The sequence below is a fragment of the Actinomyces oris genome (assembly GCF_001937445.1).
GTDB classification, from domain to species: domain Bacteria; phylum Actinomycetota; class Actinomycetes; order Actinomycetales; family Actinomycetaceae; genus Actinomyces; species Actinomyces acetigenes.
Map to the genome: position 1 here is coordinate 12,943 of NZ_MSKS01000021.1, position 20,846 is coordinate 33,788.

The following is a 20,846-nucleotide window of genomic DNA, read 5'->3' on the forward strand; positions in this document are numbered from 1 at the left end:
ACCACCACTTTGGCCACGGCTGTGGTTCCCACAGATGACCAGCTGGCGCCCGACGACGACCCCCGCTTGAGGGCCCCGCCGAGCCGCCGCAGCGGAGAACGACGAGAGCCTCGGGAGGCGGCCGCCCCATCACTCACCTCAACCGCCGAGAGGGTTGCGGCACCTGAGCTATCCGCATCTCGCCCGCGCTCAGAGGCACCCGCCGGGGCACCGCCGGACGCCGGTTGCGCCACGGCTGGCTCGGAAGCCGGCTGCGGCGCCGAAGAACTCGACTGGGTCACGTAGCACTCCTGATGTTGTAGGAAGGTCACAATCCGGCATCGGAAAGACGCCCGAAGACAGGCACGAGAGTAGACGCATCAGGACCGGCGACCTGGTATCTTTTGTTTATCGTCTTGTGACATAGACGGTCCCCCACCCACCCCCCTTGGCACAACCCCAGCAAACCGGTCATGACCAGCCAGAACGCGGCTCGCTGGAAGAACCCTGAAAGGTCCCTCACAGGTGCATTGACACCTCCATATCGTTGCTCACCTGTAACATACAGACGTCTCAGAAACCCTTCGACTCCTCACCTTGTCCCTGCGATCTTGGCCACTTCCCACAAATAACGTCCGCAAGAGTTAGTAGCATTCTAAAACGCTGCTGTTCACGACGTCCCGTCAGCACTAGCCGACCAGTTATTGCCCACCCACGATCATCCCTGCGGAGTCCACCTTGTCTAGTTCGACCCTGACACTGCCCCAGCGCGAGCAGCACCGGCGTCCCTCGACAGCAGCAGCCGACGCCATCTCCCCCACCGCTCCGCGCAGTCCTTGGGCACGCACGCGCCACGACCTCGTCATCTGGCTCGTCCTGTCCGATCTCTTCGCCGTCGCCGTCCCCTTCTGGCTCGCCCTCCTGGGTGGCCACCTGCCACTGGTCTGGTCCGCGACCACCGTGGGCGTCACGATGGTGCTCGTCGCCTGGTTCCTGGGTGCTCTGGGCATCGACGCCGTCGAGCAGGCCGGCCCCGGCACGGGCCGCTTCGTCGCCGCGGCCGCCGTGAGCGTCCCGGTGGCCCTGCTGCTGGCCGACCTGTCCGGAGTTGCCCGGACCACCCTGCTGGTCACTCTGGCGGTCCAGCTCCTCCTAGCCATCACCGGACGCTCCATCGAGGCCGGGTGGCTGCGCCGCCGCCGCCTCGAGGGGCACGCCCTGCGTCGCACCCTCATCGTCATGGGCTCGGGCTCCCAGCCCATGCTCACCCAGCTGCGCCGCCACCCCATGGACGGCTTCCTCATCGTGGGCTACCTGTCCTCCGGGCAGGACCGCGCCTTCCACTCGGCTGAGCCCGTGCGCAGCCCCCAGCACATCGCCCAGACCCTGCACGCCGAGCGCATCGACGCCGTCATGACGGTCGGCTCGGTCATCCCCGAGGACCTGGTCACCCTTATGCGCGGCCTGGAGGGCACCCAGGTGCGCCTCGTCGTCGCCCCCGGGCTGCAGGACGTCGTGCCCGGGCGCATGCGGGCCCTGACCGTCACGCACGGCTGGACCGGTCTCATCGCCGTCAAGACCCGCCGCACCCGCGCCGCGGGCAAGGCCCTGTTCGACCGCCTCGCCGGCGCCATTGGGCTGGCCCTCATCTCGCCGCTGCTGGCGGCCACCGCGCTCGCCATCCGCCTCGACTCCCCCGGTCCGGTCTTCTACACCCAGACCCGCGTGGGCCAGAACGGCAAGCCCTTCACCATGTGGAAGTTCCGTTCCATGTACATCGACTCCGACGCGCGCCGCGCCTCGGTGGTCAAGGCCGGCGGCGACGCCGGCAACGAGGTCATGTTCAAGGACCGTCAGGACCCGCGCATCACCCGCGTGGGCCGCTGGATCCGCCGCCTGTCGATTGACGAGCTCCCCCAGCTCATCAACGTCGTGCGCGGGGACATGAGCCTGGTGGGGCCCCGCCCCGCCCTTCCCGTCGAGGTCGCCAAGTACGACGCCGAGGCGCTGCGTCGTCTCCTGGTCAAGCCCGGGCTGACCGGCCTGTGGCAGATCTCCGGACGCTCGGACCTGTCCTGGGCCTCGACCGTGGCCCTGGACCGTCACTACGTGGAGAACCGGGGCGGAGCCCTGGACGCGAAGATCTTCGCCGGAACGCTGCGCGCGGTTATCGGCGGAAAAGGAGCCTACTGATGATCACCGGCTACGTCCCCGGCGGCTTCGACATGCTGCACGTGGGGCACCTCAACATCCTCACCGAGGCGGCCAAGCGCTGCGACCGCCTCATCGCGGGGGTTGCCACCGACGAGTCGCTGGAGCGGATGAAGGGACGCGCCCCCATCGTGCCCCTGGCCGAGCGCATGGCCATGGTGGCCGCCCTGCGCATGGTGGACTCCGTGGTCCCCGACTATGACCAGGACAAGCGCCTGGCCTGGAAGCGCTCCCCCTTCGACGTGCTGTTCAAGGGCACTGACTGGGAGGGCACCGACAAGGGCCGCCGTCTGGAGGCCGAGATGGCCGAGGTCGGGGCCTCGGTGATCTACCTGCCCTACACACCCACCACCTCCTCGACGATGCTGCGACGCACCCTCGTCCAGGAGGTCGCATCCCGTAGTCCCCAAGGGGCCAAGTGACCACTTCACGCAACGACTTCGAGACGCCCGACACCCCGTCGAGCAGCATCGACTCCGCCGCAGCCGCCTCCGGTGCCGGTGACGGCGGAAGCAACCGATCCGACTCCGGCACCGCCCAGACCGAGTCGTCCGCCGCGGACCGTCCCGGTCTGCTCGCCCGTGCCGCCGGCGCCCTGCGCCTGCGGCGGCGGAGCAGGGCCTCCCGATCCGACGACGTTCAGGACGTCGGATCGGGCCTGACCTCCGGCACCACCACCTCCCGACTGGCCGCGACCTTCCGCATCCCCCAGTCGCGCGCCCAGCGCGTGCGGCTGCGCAAGCGCATGTCGACACTGGCCGCCGTCGTGTGCGTCACCGCCCTGGGAACGGCCGCCTGGCTCCACGAGGGCGTGGCCCAGGCCGACCTGCACCTCAACGACGGCGGCGTGTGGGTCACCTCCACCTCCAAGCACCTGGTGGCCCGCCTCAACTACCCCTCCCGCGAGGTCGACGGCGCGATCCGTACCTCGTCGTCCTCCTTCGACGTCACCCAGAACGCCGAGGACGTCCTGGTCCCCGACTCCGGCGACGCCTCCGTCTCCTCGGTCGACCCCGCCCAGGTCGCCTTCTCCGGGCGCACCCAGCTCACCAAGGGCGTGACCATCGCCCAGGGCGGAGACCGGGTCATGGCGGTCGACAAGGTTCAGGGCACCATCCGCGCCGCCAAGACCAAGGAGGCCGGCTCCCTGACCGCGGCCGCCCCCGTGGTCACCGGCATGCCCGACGTCGTGGCCGCCATCGGCAAGGACGGCGCCATCCACGCCGTCTCGGCCACCAGCAAGTCGCTGGTCTCCCTGGAAACCAGCGACAAGGGCTGGAAGGAGGCCACGAACACCTCCCTGAAGCTGACCGCCGGGACCGATCTGGCCATCACCGCCGTCGGCGACCAGCCCGTGGTCCTGGAGCGCGGCACCGGCATCCTCCACCTGCCCGAGGGCAAGTCCGTCAACCTGGGGACCTCCGGCCTGGTGCTCCAGCAGCCCGGTCCCGAGGCCGATTCGGTCCTGGTCGCCTCCCGCAACGAGCTCATCTCCGTCCCCATGGACGGGGGCAAAGTCACCAGGACGCCGTCGGCCAAGGAGGGCTCCGCCCCCGAGGGCGTGCCCGCCCAGCCGGTGCGCCTGGGCAAGTGCGTGTACGCGGCCTGGTCCGGTTCGGGCCAGTTCGTGCGCAGCTGCTCGGGACTGTTCGGCGGCGGCACCGACACCGCCCACGACGACAAGCTCGCCTCCTCCTCCGCCCCGATCTTCCGGGTCAACCGCGACGCCATCGTGCTCAACGACCTGGACACGGGCTCGGTGTGGCTGCCCAACGAGGACCTCGTCCTCATCGACGACTGGACGGACAAGACCGCCCAGACCGACGACAACGCCGATCAGAAGGACGACTCGGCCAACACCTCGGACTCCCAGACCCCGCCGGAGCGCACCGAGGAGAACCACCCTCCCAAGGCGGTCGATGACAGCTTCGGCGTGCGCCCGGGCCGCTCCGCGCTCCTGCCGGTGCTGGCCAACGACACCGATCCCGACGGCGACGTCCTCACCGCCACCCCCCAGGACAACGGCGGGTCGCTCAAGGCCACCAAGGCCCAGGGCGGGCTGGCTCTGCGCATGGACATCCCGGACAACGCCTCCGGCAGCTACTCCGTGCCCTACACGGCCGACGACGGCCGCGGGATGAGCGACTCCGCCGTCGCCACCGTTGACGTCCACGGCTGGGACGTCAACGGCGCCCCGAAGCAGATCACCACCCCCACCCTCACCGTCGCCGAGAAGGCCTCCGGCTCCCTGGACGTGCTGGGCCACTGGCTGGACCCCGACGGGGACGACCTCTACCTGGTCTCCGCCCAGGGCGATGGCCTGGACACCAAGGTCTCCAACGAGGGCACCGTCACGGTGCGCGAGCTGGGCGCAGGCACCGGCACCCGTGACCTGACCGTCACCGTCTCCGACGGTCGGGAGACCGCCTCCGGCGTGGTCAAGGTCGACGTGCAGCCGGCCCAGTCGGCCAAGCCGATCGCCAACGCCGACCACGTGCGCGTCGTCGCCGGCACCAAGGCCGTCGTCTCGCCCCTGGACAACGACACCTCCCCCTCCGGGGGGACCCTGCGCCTGGCCGCGGTGCAGGAGGCCCCGGCCGGGACCTCGATCAGCGTCGACCAGCAGGCCGGTGTCTTCACCTTCTCCACCGAGGCCAATGCCCAGGCCCAGACCTACTACCTCACCTACGACGTCATGGACGGGGCCAACACGGCCCAGGGCATCGTGCGCGTGGACGTCACGCCCAAGGCCGACGCCACCGTGCCTCCCGAGGCCGAGAACGACACCGCCCTGCTGCGCAACGGCGGCTCGACAACCATCGCCCCGCTCAACAACGACTTCGACCCCTCCGGGGGGATCCTGGTCCTGCAGTCGGTCAAGACCCCGCCGGACTCCGGGGTCACCGTCACGGTCGTGGACCACTCCCTGCTGCAGATCAGCGCGGCCAGCACCGTGCCGGCCAACCTGACGGTGGAGTACACGGTCACCAACGGCACCTCCAGCGCCACCGGGAAGGTCTCCATCGTCCCGGTGACCCAGTCCCAGCCCCAGCCGCCGGTGGTCACCAACGACACCGCCGTCGTGCGAGCCGGCGACGTCGTCACCGTGCCGGTCCTGGACAACGACTCCTCCCCCGCCGGTCTCAACCTGTCGGTGGACTCCCAGGTCGGCCTGGTGGGCGATGAGCTGGGCACCGCCTGGGTCAGCGAGAACACCGTCCGCTTCCGCGCCGGCAACCAGCCCGGCCGCACCTCCTACGCCTACACGGCCAAGGACGACCAGGGCCAGACCGCCTCGGGCATCCTCACCGTGGAGGTGCGCGCCCAGGACGCCGAGCACAACTCCGCGCCCTCACCGCGCAACCTGGAGGCCCGCACCCTGGCCGGCTCGGCCACGAACATCACCGTGCCGCTGGACGGCATCGATCCCGACGGCGACTCGGTGAGCCTCGTGGGCCTCAACCAGGCCCCGTCCCTGGGCTCGGTGGAGATCAACTCCTCGTGGCTGACCTACACACCCTCCGAGGGGGCCACCGGCACCGATACCTTCACCTACGTCGTCGAGGACCGCTTCGGGGCTCAGGCCACCGGCACGGTCCGGGTGGGGGTCGCCCCGGCCTCGCCGCTCAACGTGGCCCCCGTGGCCACCGACGACCTGGTCGTGGCCAAGCCCGGACGCACCGTGGCTGTGGACGTGCTGTCCAACGACCTGGACACCGACGGCGACAGCCTGTCCCTGGAGGGCGACCCGGTCTCCAGCGACCCCTCCCTGGGCGTGTCCACCCGGGCCGGCCGCCTGGTGCTCGACCTGCCGAAGAAGGAGGGCAACTACTCGGTCGCCTACACCGTCTCCGACGGACGCGGCGGCACGGACACCGGCACCGTCACCGTCCAGGTCTCAAGCAACGCCCCCCTGGCCAACCCGGTGGGCGTGGACGACTACGTCACCGTCGACCAGGTCGACGCCAACGGCCGGGTCACCGTCCCGGTCCTGGACAACGACAAGGACACCGACGGCTCGCCGTGGGACCTCAAGCTGTCCTCCTCCGACCCCGACGTCGAGGTGGGCAAGGACTCCCTGAGCCTGACGGTGGGTGAGACCCAGCGGCTCGTGCTCTACACGATCACCGACGCCGACGGGCTGACCGGTCACGCCGTCGTCGTCGTGCCAGCACGCTCGGCCCTGCGACCCCGTATCAACCCCTCGGCCGTTCCCGCCCGCGTCCTGTCGGACAAGACCACGGACATCAACCTGTCCTCCTACATCCTCACCCGTGAGGGCACCAAGCCCGTCATCACGGACACCTCCTCCATCCACATGGCCAAAGGCACCAAGGACGCCAAGGCCGCCTCGGGCGGGTCGGCGCTGTCCTTCACCCCCGACTCGGGCTTCACCGGGCAGACCTCGGTGACCTTCACCGTGGCCGACGGCACCGGCTCGGACGCCCTGAGCGCGACGCTCACGCTGCCGATCATCGTGGAGTCCTCGACGAACCGGCCGCCGACCTTCACCCCCACCGAGGTGACGGTCGCCCCCGGCGAGGGGGCCGTGACGGCCAACCTGGCCGCCATGACCACCGACCCCGACCCGAGTGACAAGCTCTCCTTCCAGGCCGGTCCGGCCCCCGCGGGATTCGAGATCTCCCTGAGCGGCTCGACGCTGTCGGTCAAGGCCGCCGACAAGACCGCCGAGGGCACCACGGGCTCCATCCCGATCACGGTCTCCGACGGCGTCAACCCGCCGGTGAGCGCCTCCCTGCCCGTGCGGGTCAGCGCCTCCAACAAGCCCCTCATGACCACGGCCCCGATCAACCTGGAGTCCCGCAACGGAGAGGCGGTCAGCACCGACGTGTCCAAGGCGGTGAGCAACCCCTTCCCGGACAAGCCGATCACCCTGTCCGGCACCCCGACGATCACCTCCGGCCAGGGCGCGATCAGCGCCTCGGGCACAACCGTGACGATCACGCCCAACAGCGGGTTCCACGGCACCATCACCGCGCAGTACAAGGTGCTGGACTCCACCGGCTCGGAGTCCCGGGCCGTCACCGGCACCATCACCGTGCAGGTCGGCGGGGTGGCGCCCGCAGCCCCCTCCGGGGTGAGCGTGACCCCCGTGGGCGCCGACTCGGCGCGCGTGTCCTGGACCGACGGCTCCGCCAACGGCTCCCCCATCACCGGCTACAAGGTCAGTGTCAACGGCACCGAGCAGGCCTGCTCGACCTCGAGCTGCCTCATCAGCGGCCTGACGCCCGGTCAGAGCTACAGCATCCAGGTCGTGGCCACCAACAAGTACGGCGACTCCGAGGCCGCGACGGTGTCCTATCAGCACAACGCCACCACCAAGACCCCGGCTGCGCCCACGCTGACGGCCGGCTCGGGCAAGCTCACCGCCACCTGGACCGAGGTGGACGACCCCTTCGGGGGCACGGCGACCTACGACGTGCGCCTGTCGGACGGCACCGTGCAGACGGGCATCTCCGGGGGCTCGGCCTCCTTCGACGTCGCCCCTGGACGCGCCTACACCGCTCAGGTGCGCGCCAGGTCCAGCCAGGGGACGGTCTCGGAGTGGTCCTCCGCGTCCAACTCGGTGACGCCCTACGGCGAGCCCGGCACCCCCGGGACCCCCGTCATCACCTCCAACGGGGGCACGCTCACCGTCAGCTGGCAGGCCGCCAACGGCAATGGCAGCCCCGTGAGCTACACGCTGCACTACTCCAACGGGCACACCAGCGACTCCAAGAACGTGGGAGGCTCCACCTCCACCACGGTCTCGGTCTCGCGCGGCACCTGGACCTTCTGGGTCGAGGCCGACAACGGTCACGGCTCCAAGACCTCGGGCCAGGCCAGTTACACCTACAAGCCGACCCCGCTGACGCCGTCGACCCCCGCCGTCAAGGCCACTGGCAACAGCGGCGAGCTGTCCGTGAGCTCCTCGCCCCGGGCCGGCAACGGCTGGAGCGTGGGCGAGCTGACGGTGGAGTACTCCGTCGACCAGGTCACCTGGACCAGCTCCTCGACCATCCGGGGACTGACCAACGGGCAGGCCTACACCGTCTACGCCCGCGCCAACGGCAGCGGCCAGTACTCCGACGTCGTCGCCTCCTCGCCGGTGGCGCCCTACGGCCCGCCGTCGGCTCCCTCGGTCAGCTGCGAGCTCACCGGTAAGAAGCAGAAGAAGGTCTCCTGCTCCTGGAGCCCCGGGGCCAACAACGGCGCGAGCGCCGAGTACGAGCAGACCGACGACGGTGGCAAGTCCGTGGAGAACGTCAAGATCGGTGACACCTACGACGGCAAGCTCAAGCGCGGTGAGTCGCTCACCTGGTGCGTGCGGGCAAGGAACAACGCCGGCACCTCCGAGTGGGGCTGCGACACCGTCACCAGGCCGCCCAAGCACAGCGGCGACGATGACGATGACGACGATGACAAGAAGCAGCCCGTCGCAGTTGGCACGCAGCAGCAGTTCTCCGTGGACTACTCGCAGACATGCCGCCCCTTCGGCCCTTGGGGCACCTGCTATCAGATGGTCTTCGACCTCACCGGCAACCCCAACAGCACCTTGTCCTGCGGCTACTGGTACTGGGACACCTGGGACTGGCAGCCCGCCTGGAACGAGGAGGAGATCACTCTCGATAAGAACGGTTACGCCCGGCACAAGTTCCCTCACCGCACACCGAGATGGAACCAGACCGTCACCTGCACCCAGAAGTAACCGGGTCATTAACCAGATCGATGCCCGGAACGCAACAAGTCACACACTCACCTCTCTCCACTCGAAGGATCATTGATTCCATGCCGATGACTCCCGAGAACGCGACATGGTTCGCTGACGCCTTCTCCACCATTGTCAACAACGTCGGTCAGGCGCTGCTCGACAAGGAAGACGTGATCAAGCTGGCCCTGACCACCATGCTCTCCGAAGGCCACCTTCTGCTCGAAGACGCCCCCGGCACCGGCAAGACCGCCCTGGCCCGGGCCCTGGCGGCCTCGGTGCAGGGGACGCACTCGCGCATCCAGTTCACCCCCGACCTGCTGCCCAGCGACATCACGGGCGTGACGATCTACGACCAGAAGACCGGCACGTGGGACTTCCACGCCGGCCCAATCTTCTCCTCCATCGTCCTGGCCGACGAGATCAACCGGGCCAGCCCCAAGACCCAGTCGGCCCTCCTGGAGGTCATGGAGGAGTCCCAGGTGACGGTCGACGGTGTGCGCCACACGACCGAGCGACCCTTCATGGTCATCGCCACCCAGAACCCCATCGAGCAGGCCGGCACCTACCGCCTGCCCGAGGCCCAGCTCGACCGCTTCCTGATGAAGACCTCCGTGGGCTACCCCAACCGGGAGGCGCTCACCCGGATCCTGTCGAGCTCGGCCCACCCGGACCGTTCCAAGAGCCTGTCCGCGGTCGTGGCCTCCTCCGTGGTGGCCTCCATGGCCGACCTCGCCGCGGAGAACCACATCGAGAACTCGGTGCTGGACTACATCGGGGCGCTGGTGGAGGCCACTCGCGCAGCCGACGAGACCCGCATGGGCGTGTCCACCCGTGGCGCCATCGGCATGGCACGGGCCGCCCGGGTGTGGGCCGCCTCCCAGGGGCGCAGCTACGTCCTGCCCGACGACGTCAAGGACCTCGCCGAGGTCGTGTGGGCCCACCGCCTGGTCATGGACCCCGACGCCGAGTTCACCGGTGCCACCGCCTCCGGCGTCATCACCGCCGCCCTGGCCCAGGTCCCCGCCCCCACGACCCGCGACTGAGCCGCATGACGCCTCAGACGACGTCGCAGAAACCTGCCCGCCAGGCCCGTCCGGGCGCGGCGGGCGGGTCCGGCGCATCCCCTTCTTCCGCTGCGGCCCCCACGTCCTCGAGTGCGCCGGCGTCCGCGCAGTCCGCGCCATCGGCCGCGTCGTCGACCTCCGCGAGCGAGGCCCTGAGCGCCAGGCCCTCTCAGTCCCGGCTGACCGCACTGGCCGCGGCGGCGCTGCGGCCGCTGCGCTGGCTGATGCACACCGTGACCCCGATCGGATGGGGCAGCCTGGTGCTGCTGGCGGCCTGCGGACTGACCGGGGCCGTCATGGGGTGGCAGGAGGCGTGGAGCGCCGCGGCCGCCGTCGGCATCGTCGCGGTGAGCGCCTGGCTGTGGCTCATCCCCCGCCGCGGCTACTCGGTCAACCACAACCTGCTCGAGCCCCGCGTCACCGTGGGCGACCACGCCCTCATCCGCCTGACCGTCACCAACCCCCGCACCCGGCCACTGCTGCCCTCGCGCATGGAGATGCCGGTGGGGCCGGGGCGCGCCGTCTTCGTCGTGCCGACCCTGACCCCCGGAGCCGTCCACGAGCGCGGATTCGTCCTGCCCACGCAGCGTCGCGGCATCGTCACCGTCGGTCCGGTCCTGGCGGTCCAGCGCGATCCGGTGGGGCTGCTCCAGCGCGAGCGCTCCCTGAGCACCCCGCAGCACATCCACATCCACCCGCGTACCGTGCGCCTGGGCACGGTCCTGCACGGCGTCCTGCGGGACATCGAGGGCGCCGTCACCCAGGACCTGTCCAGCTCCGACGTCGCCTTCCACGCCCTGCGCGAGTATGTCCCCGGCGATGACCGGCGCAACGTCCACTGGCGCACCACGGCCCGCACCGGCCGTCTCATGGTGCGTCAGTTCGAGGAGACCCGCCGCTCCAGCCTGCTCGTCCTGCTGTCCACCCGCCAGGACGACTACGCCGGCGAGGAGGACTTCGAGACCGCGGTGTCCATCGCCTGTTCACTGGCCATGGACGCGATCCAGGACGGGCGCGAGGTCCGCTTCATCACCCAGATCGGGGCCCTGCCCACCTCCTCCGCCCTGCGGATGCTGGACACGTCCTGCCTGTTGAGCACCGGTGAGGACGACTTCGGCTGCGACCTCCTGGTGCGACACGCCTGTACGGCGCACCCCGATGCCTCTATCGTCGTCCTTGTCACCGGTCAGCAGGTCGACCGCGCCGTGCTGGCCCGGGCTCGCGGCTTCGCCCCGCTGCCCATGGTGACCGTTGCTCTGCGCACGGGCCAGCACGGTCTGTCGCGCCACCACGCCGGAACAATGCCGGTCGTGGACATGGACCGTCTTGAGCAGCTTCCCACCGCCCTGAGGCGAGCACTATGACCCCCTCGACGACCCTCACCACCGCGTCCCCCCGCACCGCGGGCTCCCCGACCTCGGGCGCCTCGCCGGCCGGGGCGTCCTCTCCGGCCGACGCCCCCTCGCAGGTCACCGCCGCGCCCTTAGGCGGCTCGGGCGAGTCGCCCTCCTCGTGGTCGACGGCGACGTCGTCGCGCACGCGCAGCCTCTCCAGCAACGAGACGACTCGTCAGGCCCGCTCCATCACCGGCGCAGGCCCACTCCTGTCGCGCCCCTCCCGGCCGGCGCTCTCCGCCCGACGCTTCCTGCCTCCCCGGCGCGGCGCCAAGCCGCCCACGCCTGCGGCCGCCGCCCTCGAGCTGGTCCTCATGGCCGGGATCCTCGCCATCGGAGCGGTCCCCTTCCTGCCGGTCTTCGCCTCCGTGGTCGGTTGCCTGGCCGTCGGCTACGGCGCGCTCATCGGCGCCCTGACCTCACTGATCTGCTCACGCCTGCGCCTGTCGGTGCTGCCGAGCATGGCGGCCCTGGCGCTGGTCCACGTCCTGGTGGCCCCGTGGCTGCTGACCGACGTCGGCTCCGGGACGGCGGCGATCAAGACCGTGCTGGGCTCCACGATCACCGTGTGGCGCGACGCCCTGACCGTGCCGATGCCGCTGAGCTCCTTCAGCGGCATGACGGTGCTGCCCTGGATGACCGGGCTGGTGGTCTCGGCGCTGGCGACCCGCCTCATCCTGGCGGGCCGCGAGGTCCTGGCCGGCCTGACTCTGGCCTGCCTGCCCGCCGTCGGCATCGGCTGGGGTGGGCAGGAGACCGTGCGCCCCACCGTGCTGGGCGTCCTGTTCGTCGTCGGGATCCTGGCGCTGTGGACCTGCGGCTCCCTTCGTCAGCGGCGCAGCCACGTCGTCGAGGCCCTGGACCTGAGCTCCTTCTCGACGACCTCGGGCGCCACGAGCGCCCGCTCCACCGGGGACCTGGGTCGGGCGGCCCTGCGCGGAACGGTCATCGCCGCTGTGCTGCTGCTGGTCACCTCCCTGGCCGCCATGGTCCTCGCCCCCGCCGCCCCCACCTCCCGGACGGTGGTGCGCGACCTGTTCCAGCCGCCGCTGGACGTGACCGAGTACGCCAGCCCGCTGTCCCTGGTACGCACCCTGGAGACGGACAAGGCCCACACCCGACTCATGAAGCCCGTCAACCTGCCCTCGGGGGGACGCATCCGCATCGCCGCCCTGGACTCCTACGACGGCCTGTCGGCCCACATCGGTCAGAACGAGAACGGGCAGTCGCGCTTCGAGCGCATCGGTGACAAGACCCAGCTGACGGCCAACCGGCTCGACGGGCGCAAGCAGACCTCCTCCCTGACCATCGAGGACTACAGCTTCCCCTGGGTGCCCACCATGCCCGAGACGATCCGCATCGAGTCCTCCGGGCCGCGTCAGTCCGCCCTGCGCGAGGGCATGTACTACGACAAGTTCTCCTCCACCGGGATCGCCACCAGCGGCCTGGCCTCGGGCGATGTCCTCACCGAGCGGGTCGCCCCCTACACCGCGCCCTCCGAGGCCGCCCTCAACAAGGCCGCGCTGGCGCAGACCTCACTGGGACCGGTCGAGCAGGTACCGCCGTCGGTGACCGCCCTGGCCAAGGAGATCGTCGGGGCCGAGTCCAACCCCATCGCTCAGATCCGGGCGCTCCAGCAGCGCCTGCGCACGAGCTACTACTCCGACGGCACCAAGAGCCCCTCCCAGCCCGGGCACGGGGCCGCCCGCATCGCCTCCATGGTGGAGGCCGACTCCCCCATCGGCGACGACGAGCAGTACTCGGTGCTCATGATGCTCATGTGCCGCTCGCTCAACATCCCGGCCCGCGTCGTCATGGGCTTCGACCCGGCCACCGACGGCGACGCCAAGACCGTCACCGGTGAGGACGTCAAGGCCTGGGTGGAGATCCCCTTCGAAGGGCTGGGCTGGGTGTCCTTCGACGTCACGCCGGACCGCAACCAGGTTCCCCAGCAGCAGACCACCCAGAAGGTCTCCAACCCCGAGCCCAACGTCCTCCAGCCCCCGCTGCCCAATGAGGACCCCGCCCAGCTGCCCCCCAACTACGAGGACCCGCAGCGCGACGACCCCCAGGACAAGGACAAGGGCGGCCTGCCGACCGCGGTCATCGCCGTCGGCGGCTCCATCCTGGCGATCGCGATGATCGTGGGCTCGGTCCTGGGGTGGAAGGCCTGGCGGCGCAGTCGCCGGCGCGCACGCACCGGCGTCGGTAAGGCCCTGGGGGCCTGGGAGGAGATCCTCGACCGGGCCCGTGACCTGGGGCGCTTCCCGGGGTGGGGAGCCACTCGGCGGGAGGCGGCCGCTCAGCTGGCCCCTCACTTCCCGCAGGTCGATCTGCCTCGATTCGCCGGAGCAGTTGACTCCCAGGTCTTCAGCTCCGGGGAGCCGCCATCGTACGCTCTAGGGGAGTTGTGGGAATCCTCAGATGCGATCGTCCGCTGCATGGGGGCGGAACGCTCGCGCCTGGGGCGGGTATGGGCCCGTTTGTCCCCGCGCTCCCTCGTCCATCCCGCCGGCAGGCGGTCACGTCCCCCCAGGAGGTTGCGGTCATGACGATCACTGCTGACGCCCGTAGCAGCGCCTCGACCGCTGCGGGCCCGCCAACGTCCTCCCCCGTGTCCGATGGCGCGCCGCACACCGACGTCGTCAGTCCGTACGGCACGGCGCTGAGCGCCCCCGATGACCCGCACGGCGACGGCTCCCGAGGCTCGGAGCCCGATGCGACCCGGCCGGTTGCGCATACGCCCTCCTCTGCGCATCGTCGCCTTCCCCCGGCCCCGGTGCGGGCACGCATTGTTGCCGGGGTCATCGACCTCGTCATCGGCTCACTTCTGGTGGGAGGCCTGACCACCGTCATCTGGCAGGTGGGCGGGCGCCCGGTCCTGACTAGCGGGCTCATCGCCTTCGGGCTGGTCGTCGGTGCGCGCTGGCTCGCCATCGCCGCCACCGGCTGGTCCCTGGGCGGGAGGCTGCTCAGGATCCGCATGCTGGGGGCCCGCAACCAGACCCCCTCACCGCTGGGCTCCTTCCTCCACGCCGACCTCATCCTGGCCGTCAGCATCACCACGCTCGGCCTGGGCACCATCGCCCTCATGCGCACGGCGGCCGCTGACTCTGAGGGGCGCGGCTGGCACGACAAGCTCTCCGGGATGGCGCTGCTCAGCGCCCACAGGACGAGGCGCCCCGCACGGCCCGCTCCCTCAGCGGCCGCATCGGAGCGCCACCCCGTCACCGAACCCGCCTCCTCCGGCCCTCAGACCGACGCCGGCGCCGACACGCCGGAGGAGTCCACCTCCCGGGACATCGGTGAGGCGTGGGACGCCGCCAGGCGCGCGTCCCTCTCCTCCTCCGACGAGCAGAGCGCCACGAGCCGGGAACCCGCCTCGGAACCGTCCGCCCAGGCCACCAAGGTGCCAGACGAGTCCGCGTCCCGCGCTCGGCCCTCCGAACAGGCTGAGCGCAAGGCCGAGAAGAAGGCCGGGAAGGCGGCACGGGGCAAGAAGGCCAGGAAACGCGGCCCCCGCCCGGGCTCGACGCGCGCACGGTCCGGTCAAGAGGCAGCACAGGAGACCCGGCAGGCCACCGCCGCGGGCGCCCAGAGCGCCGCCGAGGCAGGTATCACCGAGTCCTCCGGCAGGAGTGCGCACCCGACGACGTCGGATCCGGTCTCCTCCTCGATCCGTCGGCCCCGTCCGGCCCGCCCGGGCCGGCCCGCACGCCATGCCGGTCGCGCCTTGAACACCGGCTCGTCCAGCGGCTACGCGTCAGCGGTCTCAGAAACCTCCGCCGAGGAACAGGCCGTGAGCACCTCTGCCGCGACGACCGCGGCCGCGCCTCATACCGCCGCCAAGGCCACCAAGGCGGCGACCGTCTCATCGTCCGCCTCTGCGAAGTCGGCGGCCTCCGCCGGTCCGGCGATCGTGGAGACCGACGCCGAGGCCGTCGCAGTCGCTTCCGCCACACCCATGGACCCTCAGGCGTCCGCTGCGATGACTGCGGCCCGTGCCGGGTCCCGGCCGGCGGTGGAGGAGGCCTCGAGGCCGTCGGCGGGGCCGGCCGACGAGGACGCCGTCGCAACCGCCCCCAAGGCCCCGGAGGGTGCCGCTTCCCCGGCTCAGGGGGACGCGGACACAGCTCCGGACGACCTCACCGAGGCCACGGAGCCGGCAGCGCACGATGCCGCACCGGGGGCATCATCAGAGCCGACCAGCCCGACGTCGACCGAGGAGCCGGCCGAGGAAGCCGAGGAGCCGTCGGCAGCCGCATCGTCGAGCTCGGACGACGCCGCGTCGCAGCAGCCCTCGCCGATGGACACCGAAACCGCTACGCTCGACGTCGTGGAGGACGCGCCGTCTCAGTCCACGGATGACGCCGACAGTCAAGGTGACGAGGCCGAGAAGCCCTCGACCCACGCGCCGCCCTCATCTCAGCACCCGGCCGATCAGCAGCAGTCCAAAGCGACGACGCCCTCAGCGGAATCCTCCAAAACTGCTGCCGATTCCGAGGCATCCCGGTCCTCCACGTCGCACGATGCGACTTCCACACCACAAGTCCCGCGCTCGAAAGCCACAAAACCCGTAACATCACAAACGATGGAACCACGACACGCCCACGCCCAGCGCTGGAGGATTCAGCCCGGTCACACCGGCAAGAAGTCCTCCGGTTCGTCTGCTGCACCTGCCGAGGATCAGCGAGAGTCGGTGTCACAGCCCGGCGTACCTCGTCGCGAGAGCCTCTTCACCACCGAGCGGCAGCGCTACGCTGCCGGAGCCGGCCCCGTCCCGGAGGTGGCGCACACCTTCGACACCTCCAGCATCCTGCCCTCGGAGGACCGCAACACGCAGGCCCTCATCGACTCGGTGCCCTGGTCCTCGGTTCCTACCTCGGTCGATGCCGCCACGGTGGACTCCCTGCCGGAGGGAGCCATCGTCTCCGACGACGGCTTGCCCCAGCAGCCGAAGACGGTGTCGGCGCCTGCGCAGCACGCGTCCCCGATGGACCTGACCAACCCCGCCACCGTGCCCGGTGGCCTGCCTGCCGCCTCGGAGGGCACGGCGCACCCGACCGTGCGCAGTCACCGCAGCCATGCTCGGGCCTCCGCCGGCAGCGCGACGAGCGCGGCCGCTCCGGAGGAGAGTTCCTCGCGCCGGTCCCACGCCTCACACCGCTTCTCGGGGCCGGGAATCCCCTCGCCCGCGGACGGACGCGCCGTCCCCGGTGAGTCCCGCACCGGTGTGTCCAGGCGCAGTGCCGGCAGCATGCCGGAGGCGGCCGCACCGGCCTCCGCCCCCGCTGCAGGCGGCTCCCTGCCCCCGCTCACCCCGGTTCCCAACGCGAGTGCCCAGACAGCCACGCCGTCGCTCCCGTCGGCCTCCTCGGCCGCTCCGGCCCTGTCGGTGCGTCTCGTCCCGCTGCTGGGCGGCAACCCGATCCTCATCCACGAGCCCACAGTGGTGGGCCGCGACCCCGACAACATCTCGGCCTACCCCGGGGCGGAGCGCGTCGCTCTTGACGATCCCACGCGCTCTGTGTCCAAGACGCATGCGGCGATCTTCCCGCTGCTGGACGGAGTGTGGGTCACCGACCTGCACTCCACCAACGGGACTCGGGTGGAGTACCGCGATGGGCGCACCGTCGAGGCCGTACCGGACAAGGCCCTGTCCGCCCTGGAGGGCAGTACGATCTTCTTCGGCCGCATCGCCTTCAAGGTGGAGGTCGTCTGAGTCCCGCACCGGTTCCCTCAAGCGCTGGGGCCCGCACTCCTCTCCAGGAGTGCGGGCCCCAGTATCTGCGGGTCTTGGCGGCGTTGGCTCAACAACGCCTCGGGCGTGATCCCCTCGGGAGGTGGCCTCAGGGAGTGTCGACGCAGGCGGTCTTGGCCGGGGACGCCTTACCATCCGAGCGCACCGCGGTGACCTCCAGGCAGGTGCGCGCCGGCTGGGCGTCGACGACGACCTCGTTGGTGTGCACGGAGTCCAGCTCGGTCTCCTCATCGGGCAGCTTGACCCGGTAGAGGTAGCTGCCACTCCAGTTCGTCTCCGGCTCGCCCCAGGTGAACTTCACCGTGCCGTCGCCCTGCGCCTCGCCGACGATATCGCCGACCATGGGCACCGAGGCCTGCAGGGGGTTGGCGTCGGGCTGCGGGGCGATCGTGGCAATGGGGTTGTTGGGCTTCTTGCGCTTGTCCTGGTTCTGGGAGACGACGATCGCGGCGACGACGGCGGCGATCATGGCCACGACGAGCAGCCCGGTCAGCACGGCCCGCATGCGGTTCGGGCGGCTCGGCTCACCTGCCTCCGAGTCCGACGACGAGCCGTTGTCCTCGCTGTCGGGCTCCACCCGCATGGCGATGTGCTCGCTGGTGACATCGACCTGGTTGAACACCCCCATCTTCGTGGCGGTGTCGGCTTCGTCGGGGTTGGGCCGCCGGGCTGACTTCGCGGCCTTGTCCGGCTCCTGGAACAGGTCGACAGTCGTGATCGGCAGGTCGAGCTCGGCCTGGACCTGCTGGAGCGCGCGGGCGAAGGCCAGTGCCGTTGGGTAGCGCGAGTCCGGGTTCTTGTCCATCGCCACCGACAGCACGCGGTGCAACGACGGCGGGGCGTCCTGACGCCCCAGCGGCGGCAGGGGGTCCTTGACGATACGGCGGGAGAGCTCGTAGACGTCCGGGATGCCGTCGGTCTCGAAGGGGCTGTGCCCCGTGAGCATCGCGAAGGTGGTCGCACCCAGGGAGTAGATGTCGGAAGCCGGATTGGCCGAGCGCATACCGACCAGCTGCTCGGGGGGAGCCCAGGGCACGCTCATCCCCCGCAGCTCCTCGGCCCCCTCCGGCCCGCTCATGGCGGAGATGCCGAAGTCCGAGAGCACCGGACGACGGTACGTGGTGAACAGGATGTTGGCGGGCTTGATGTCCCGGTGGACGATACCGGCCCGGTGAGCGGTCTCCACCGCTCCGGCGATCTGGATCGCCGTGGACAGGGTCTCAGCGACATTGAGGGGACCCTGGCGCAAGATGGCACCCAGCTGCGGCGGCGGGCAGTACTCCATGACCAGGAAGGGGTGGCCGTCGGCGGAGACGCCCGCGCCGTAGATGGACAGGATGGCCGGGTGGGAGGAGACCCGCGCCATGAGGTTCGCCTCCGACTCGAAGCGGGAGGCGGTCTTGTCCTCCACGTCAGCGTTCATGACCTTGACCGCGACCTCGCGGCGGGGCATGTGCTGCTCGAAGAGGTAGACCGTGGAGTAGCCTCCCGCTCCGAGTCTCTCCAGGTACGTGAACCCGGAGATGACCGGAGGCGGTCCCTTGTGATCCAGCATCAGGGGAGGTTCTCAAAGGCGAGGGTCTGACCATCGCCGAGGTCGAGGACGTCTCCGCTGCGCAGGAGCACCGGATTCGCCGAGGACAGGCGCACGGGCGCCTCGTTCTGGCGGTTGAGAACGGTGCCATTGCAGTTGCCCAGGTCCTGGGCCAGAACGCTCCACGCATCCAGGTCGATGAGGATGTGGTTGCGGGAGACGAGCTGGTTCGGGCTGGCGACGGTCAGCGGACGGAGGGGGACCTCCGCGACGCTGGTGATGTCGTCGGCCACAGGGTTGCGACCCACCAGGAGGGGACGGTTGAGCTCGATGCTCTCGCCGCCGGAGGTGACCACGCGCCCCAGAGGGGGGCAGGCCACCGACTTGGCCGGACGGTTGAGCTCAGCTCCGCAGACGCGGCACACGGTGTAGTTCGTGGGGTTGGGGTGGCCCTGGGGGCACACCGCCGACAGCACGATCCGGATGGCGTCGGGTTCGCTGGGAGAGCTCGCCGAGACCGGGGAGGCCGGGCTGGAGGGCCCGGTTCCCACGAGGGAGACGAGCTCGCCGACCAGGTCCTCGGGCAGGCCGTTGATGGTCTGTCCGTCGTGGTCCCCGCGACCGAGCTCCGCGGTCGCCGGCTCGTCGCCGGAGGGCTGCACGGGCTCGACCACTGCGGCATCCGCGGCGGCGGATCCGGCAGACTCGGCAACCTCCGCCGACTGGCTCGGCTCCAGGGGGCCGAGCCCCTGGTTGAGCAGCTCGGCGCGCAGCTCCTGGGAGAGGTCCTCGGGCAGGCCGTTGATGGTCTGTCCGTCGTGGTCCCCGGAGCGTACGGGCTCTTCCTCGGCGTGCACCTGCGCGGCGGCCTCGGCAACAGCAGTGGCCTCCGCGACCACGGCAGCCTCGGCGGCCTCAACGGGCGCGAAGTCGGCCGGGGTCTGGACGACCTCGGTGACCTCAGCGGCAGCGTCCTTGATACCAGCAGCCTCAAGATCCTCGCTCGACGGGGGCGGAGGGGGCGGGATCATGGCCTCTGCCTCCTGAGCGGAGGGGATCGGCAGGGCCGGGATATCGAAGACGGGGGCGATCAGCAGATCCTCATCGGAGGCCTCCGGTGAGGACTGGGTAGCGGCCTGGGCAGCCTCAGGGGTCTGGGCGTCCAGGGTCGCGACGGGGGCCTCGGCCGACTCGGCCGACTCGGGCAGCTCGGGTGACGGCGTCACCTCAGTCGCCTCAGCGGCCTCAGAGATGCCGGCCACGACGGCCAGCAGGTCAGCGGGTCCCTCGGAGTCGGCGTTCAGGGTCGACTCCTCAGAGGCGTCGGAGTCCTCCGACTGACCGACGGCGGCTTCAGCGGCCTCAGCGCTCTCGAGGGACGCGGCGAGCTCGGCGCCTTCGAGGGCCTGCTGCTCGGCGTTGTCCTGCGCGATCTCGATGAGGTCGTCGACGACGTCGGCGGAAGCCGCGGTCTCGGCAGGCGCCCCTTCAGACGAGTCGTCCTGCTCCGAGTGGTCCGACGAGGCGGACTGTCGGCGCGAGGCGCGACGCGATGCCCGACGGGAGGATCGAGAGGTCCTCACGGCAGCAGCGGGGGTGCCGGCGGAACCGGCAGAAGCGGTGGAGTAGTCAGGACCAGCCGGGTCAGGGTCATCGTCGTCGGAGTCACCGGACCCCTTCGACGATGCACGGCTGGGGGACGGGGTCCCGCTCGACTTCTCCGATCCGCGCAGCACCAGGTGGCCGGTGCTCACGACGGCGTCGACCGCCGGGCGGCGCACCTGACCGGCGCCGTCGGGCGCGCTGACGATGACCGAGTTGGGGGCGGTCACCGTCGTCTCGAACCAGGTGGTGACCGCCGAGGCGTCCAGCGCCTTGCCGTCGACCTCCATCTGCGGGGCACCGCGCAGCGCCACGTGGAAGACGTCCTCGGGCGCCGAGACGGCGAGCACGAAGTCCGGGATCGCACCCAGACGTCCGCCCATTCCCATCACCAGCTCATCCAGGGCCCGCGTCAGCGAGGCCTCCTCACTGCGCAGCAGCCGCCACAGGCGCTCGGTGAGGTCCTGCGGCACCGACGGGGGCAGGATCATCACAGCATGTGGCGTGACCACGCCTGTCCACGAACCCTCGGTCCACCAGACCTCGTTGTTCGCGCTGCTGTTCGGGCTGTTTGTCATCATTTTTCTCC

General features: G+C 70.6%; 9 protein-coding genes. 7 read left to right on the plus strand and 2 right to left on the minus strand.

The genetic code is table 11. The features are described from left to right. The first annotated feature begins 717 nt into the window (after positions 1 to 717). The 7 genes from BKH20_RS06995 to BKH20_RS07025 all read left to right on the plus strand — a co-directional run bounded on the left by BKH20_RS06995 (position 718) and on the right by BKH20_RS07025 (position 17,082). Entirely contained in the window at positions 718 to 2,172 is a 1,455-nt protein-coding gene (locus BKH20_RS06995; protein WP_070660976.1) for a sugar transferase, read from the plus strand. Beyond that, positions 2,172 to 2,612 (plus strand): adenylyltransferase/cytidyltransferase family protein, encoded by a 441-nt coding sequence (locus BKH20_RS07000; protein WP_070660973.1) that lies wholly within the window; start codon positions 2,172 to 2,174, stop codon positions 2,610 to 2,612. The genes BKH20_RS06995 and BKH20_RS07000 overlap by 1 nt, the downstream gene beginning before the upstream one ends. Then, positions 2,609 to 8,899: a fibronectin type III domain-containing protein gene (locus BKH20_RS07005; protein ID WP_081381639.1), complete on the plus strand. Its 6,291-nt coding sequence runs from the start codon at positions 2,609 to 2,611 to the stop codon at positions 8,897 to 8,899. Before BKH20_RS07000 ends, BKH20_RS07005 begins: the two co-directional genes overlap by 4 nt. An 80-nt stretch (positions 8,900 to 8,979) precedes the next feature. Continuing rightward, a complete protein-coding gene (locus tag BKH20_RS07010) occupies positions 8,980 to 9,945 on the plus strand; it encodes an AAA family ATPase (protein WP_003787581.1) in 966 nt (321 codons plus the stop codon). A gap of 5 nt (positions 9,946 to 9,950) precedes the next feature. Continuing rightward, the gene (locus BKH20_RS07015) at positions 9,951 to 11,330 is read left to right on the plus strand and encodes a DUF58 domain-containing protein (RefSeq protein ID WP_075390465.1); all 1,380 of its coding nucleotides are present in this window, start codon (positions 9,951 to 9,953) and stop codon (positions 11,328 to 11,330) included. Beyond that, positions 11,327 to 13,912 carry a transglutaminase-like domain-containing protein gene (locus BKH20_RS07020; RefSeq protein WP_075390466.1) on the plus strand — a complete coding sequence of 862 codons (2,586 nt, stop codon included), beginning with the start codon at positions 11,327 to 11,329 and terminating at the stop codon, positions 13,910 to 13,912. The genes BKH20_RS07015 and BKH20_RS07020 overlap by 4 nt, the downstream gene beginning before the upstream one ends. Next, the gene (locus BKH20_RS07025; protein WP_075390467.1) at positions 13,909 to 17,082 is read left to right on the plus strand and encodes an RDD family protein; all 3,174 of its coding nucleotides are present in this window, start codon (positions 13,909 to 13,911) and stop codon (positions 17,080 to 17,082) included. Before BKH20_RS07020 ends, BKH20_RS07025 begins: the two co-directional genes overlap by 4 nt. A 127-nt stretch (positions 17,083 to 17,209) precedes the next feature. Here BKH20_RS07025 and BKH20_RS07030 read toward each other — a convergent pair whose 3' ends face one another. Further along, positions 17,210 to 18,676, minus strand: a complete 1,467-nt coding sequence (locus BKH20_RS07030; protein ID WP_070660964.1) for a serine/threonine-protein kinase — start codon at positions 18,674 to 18,676, stop codon at positions 17,210 to 17,212. Next, positions 18,676 to 20,838, minus strand: coding sequence for an FHA domain-containing protein (locus BKH20_RS07035; RefSeq protein ID WP_075390468.1), 2,163 nt, complete (start codon positions 20,836 to 20,838; stop codon positions 18,676 to 18,678). The genes BKH20_RS07030 and BKH20_RS07035 overlap by 1 nt, the downstream gene beginning before the upstream one ends. Positions 20,839 to 20,846 lie beyond the last annotated feature (8 nt).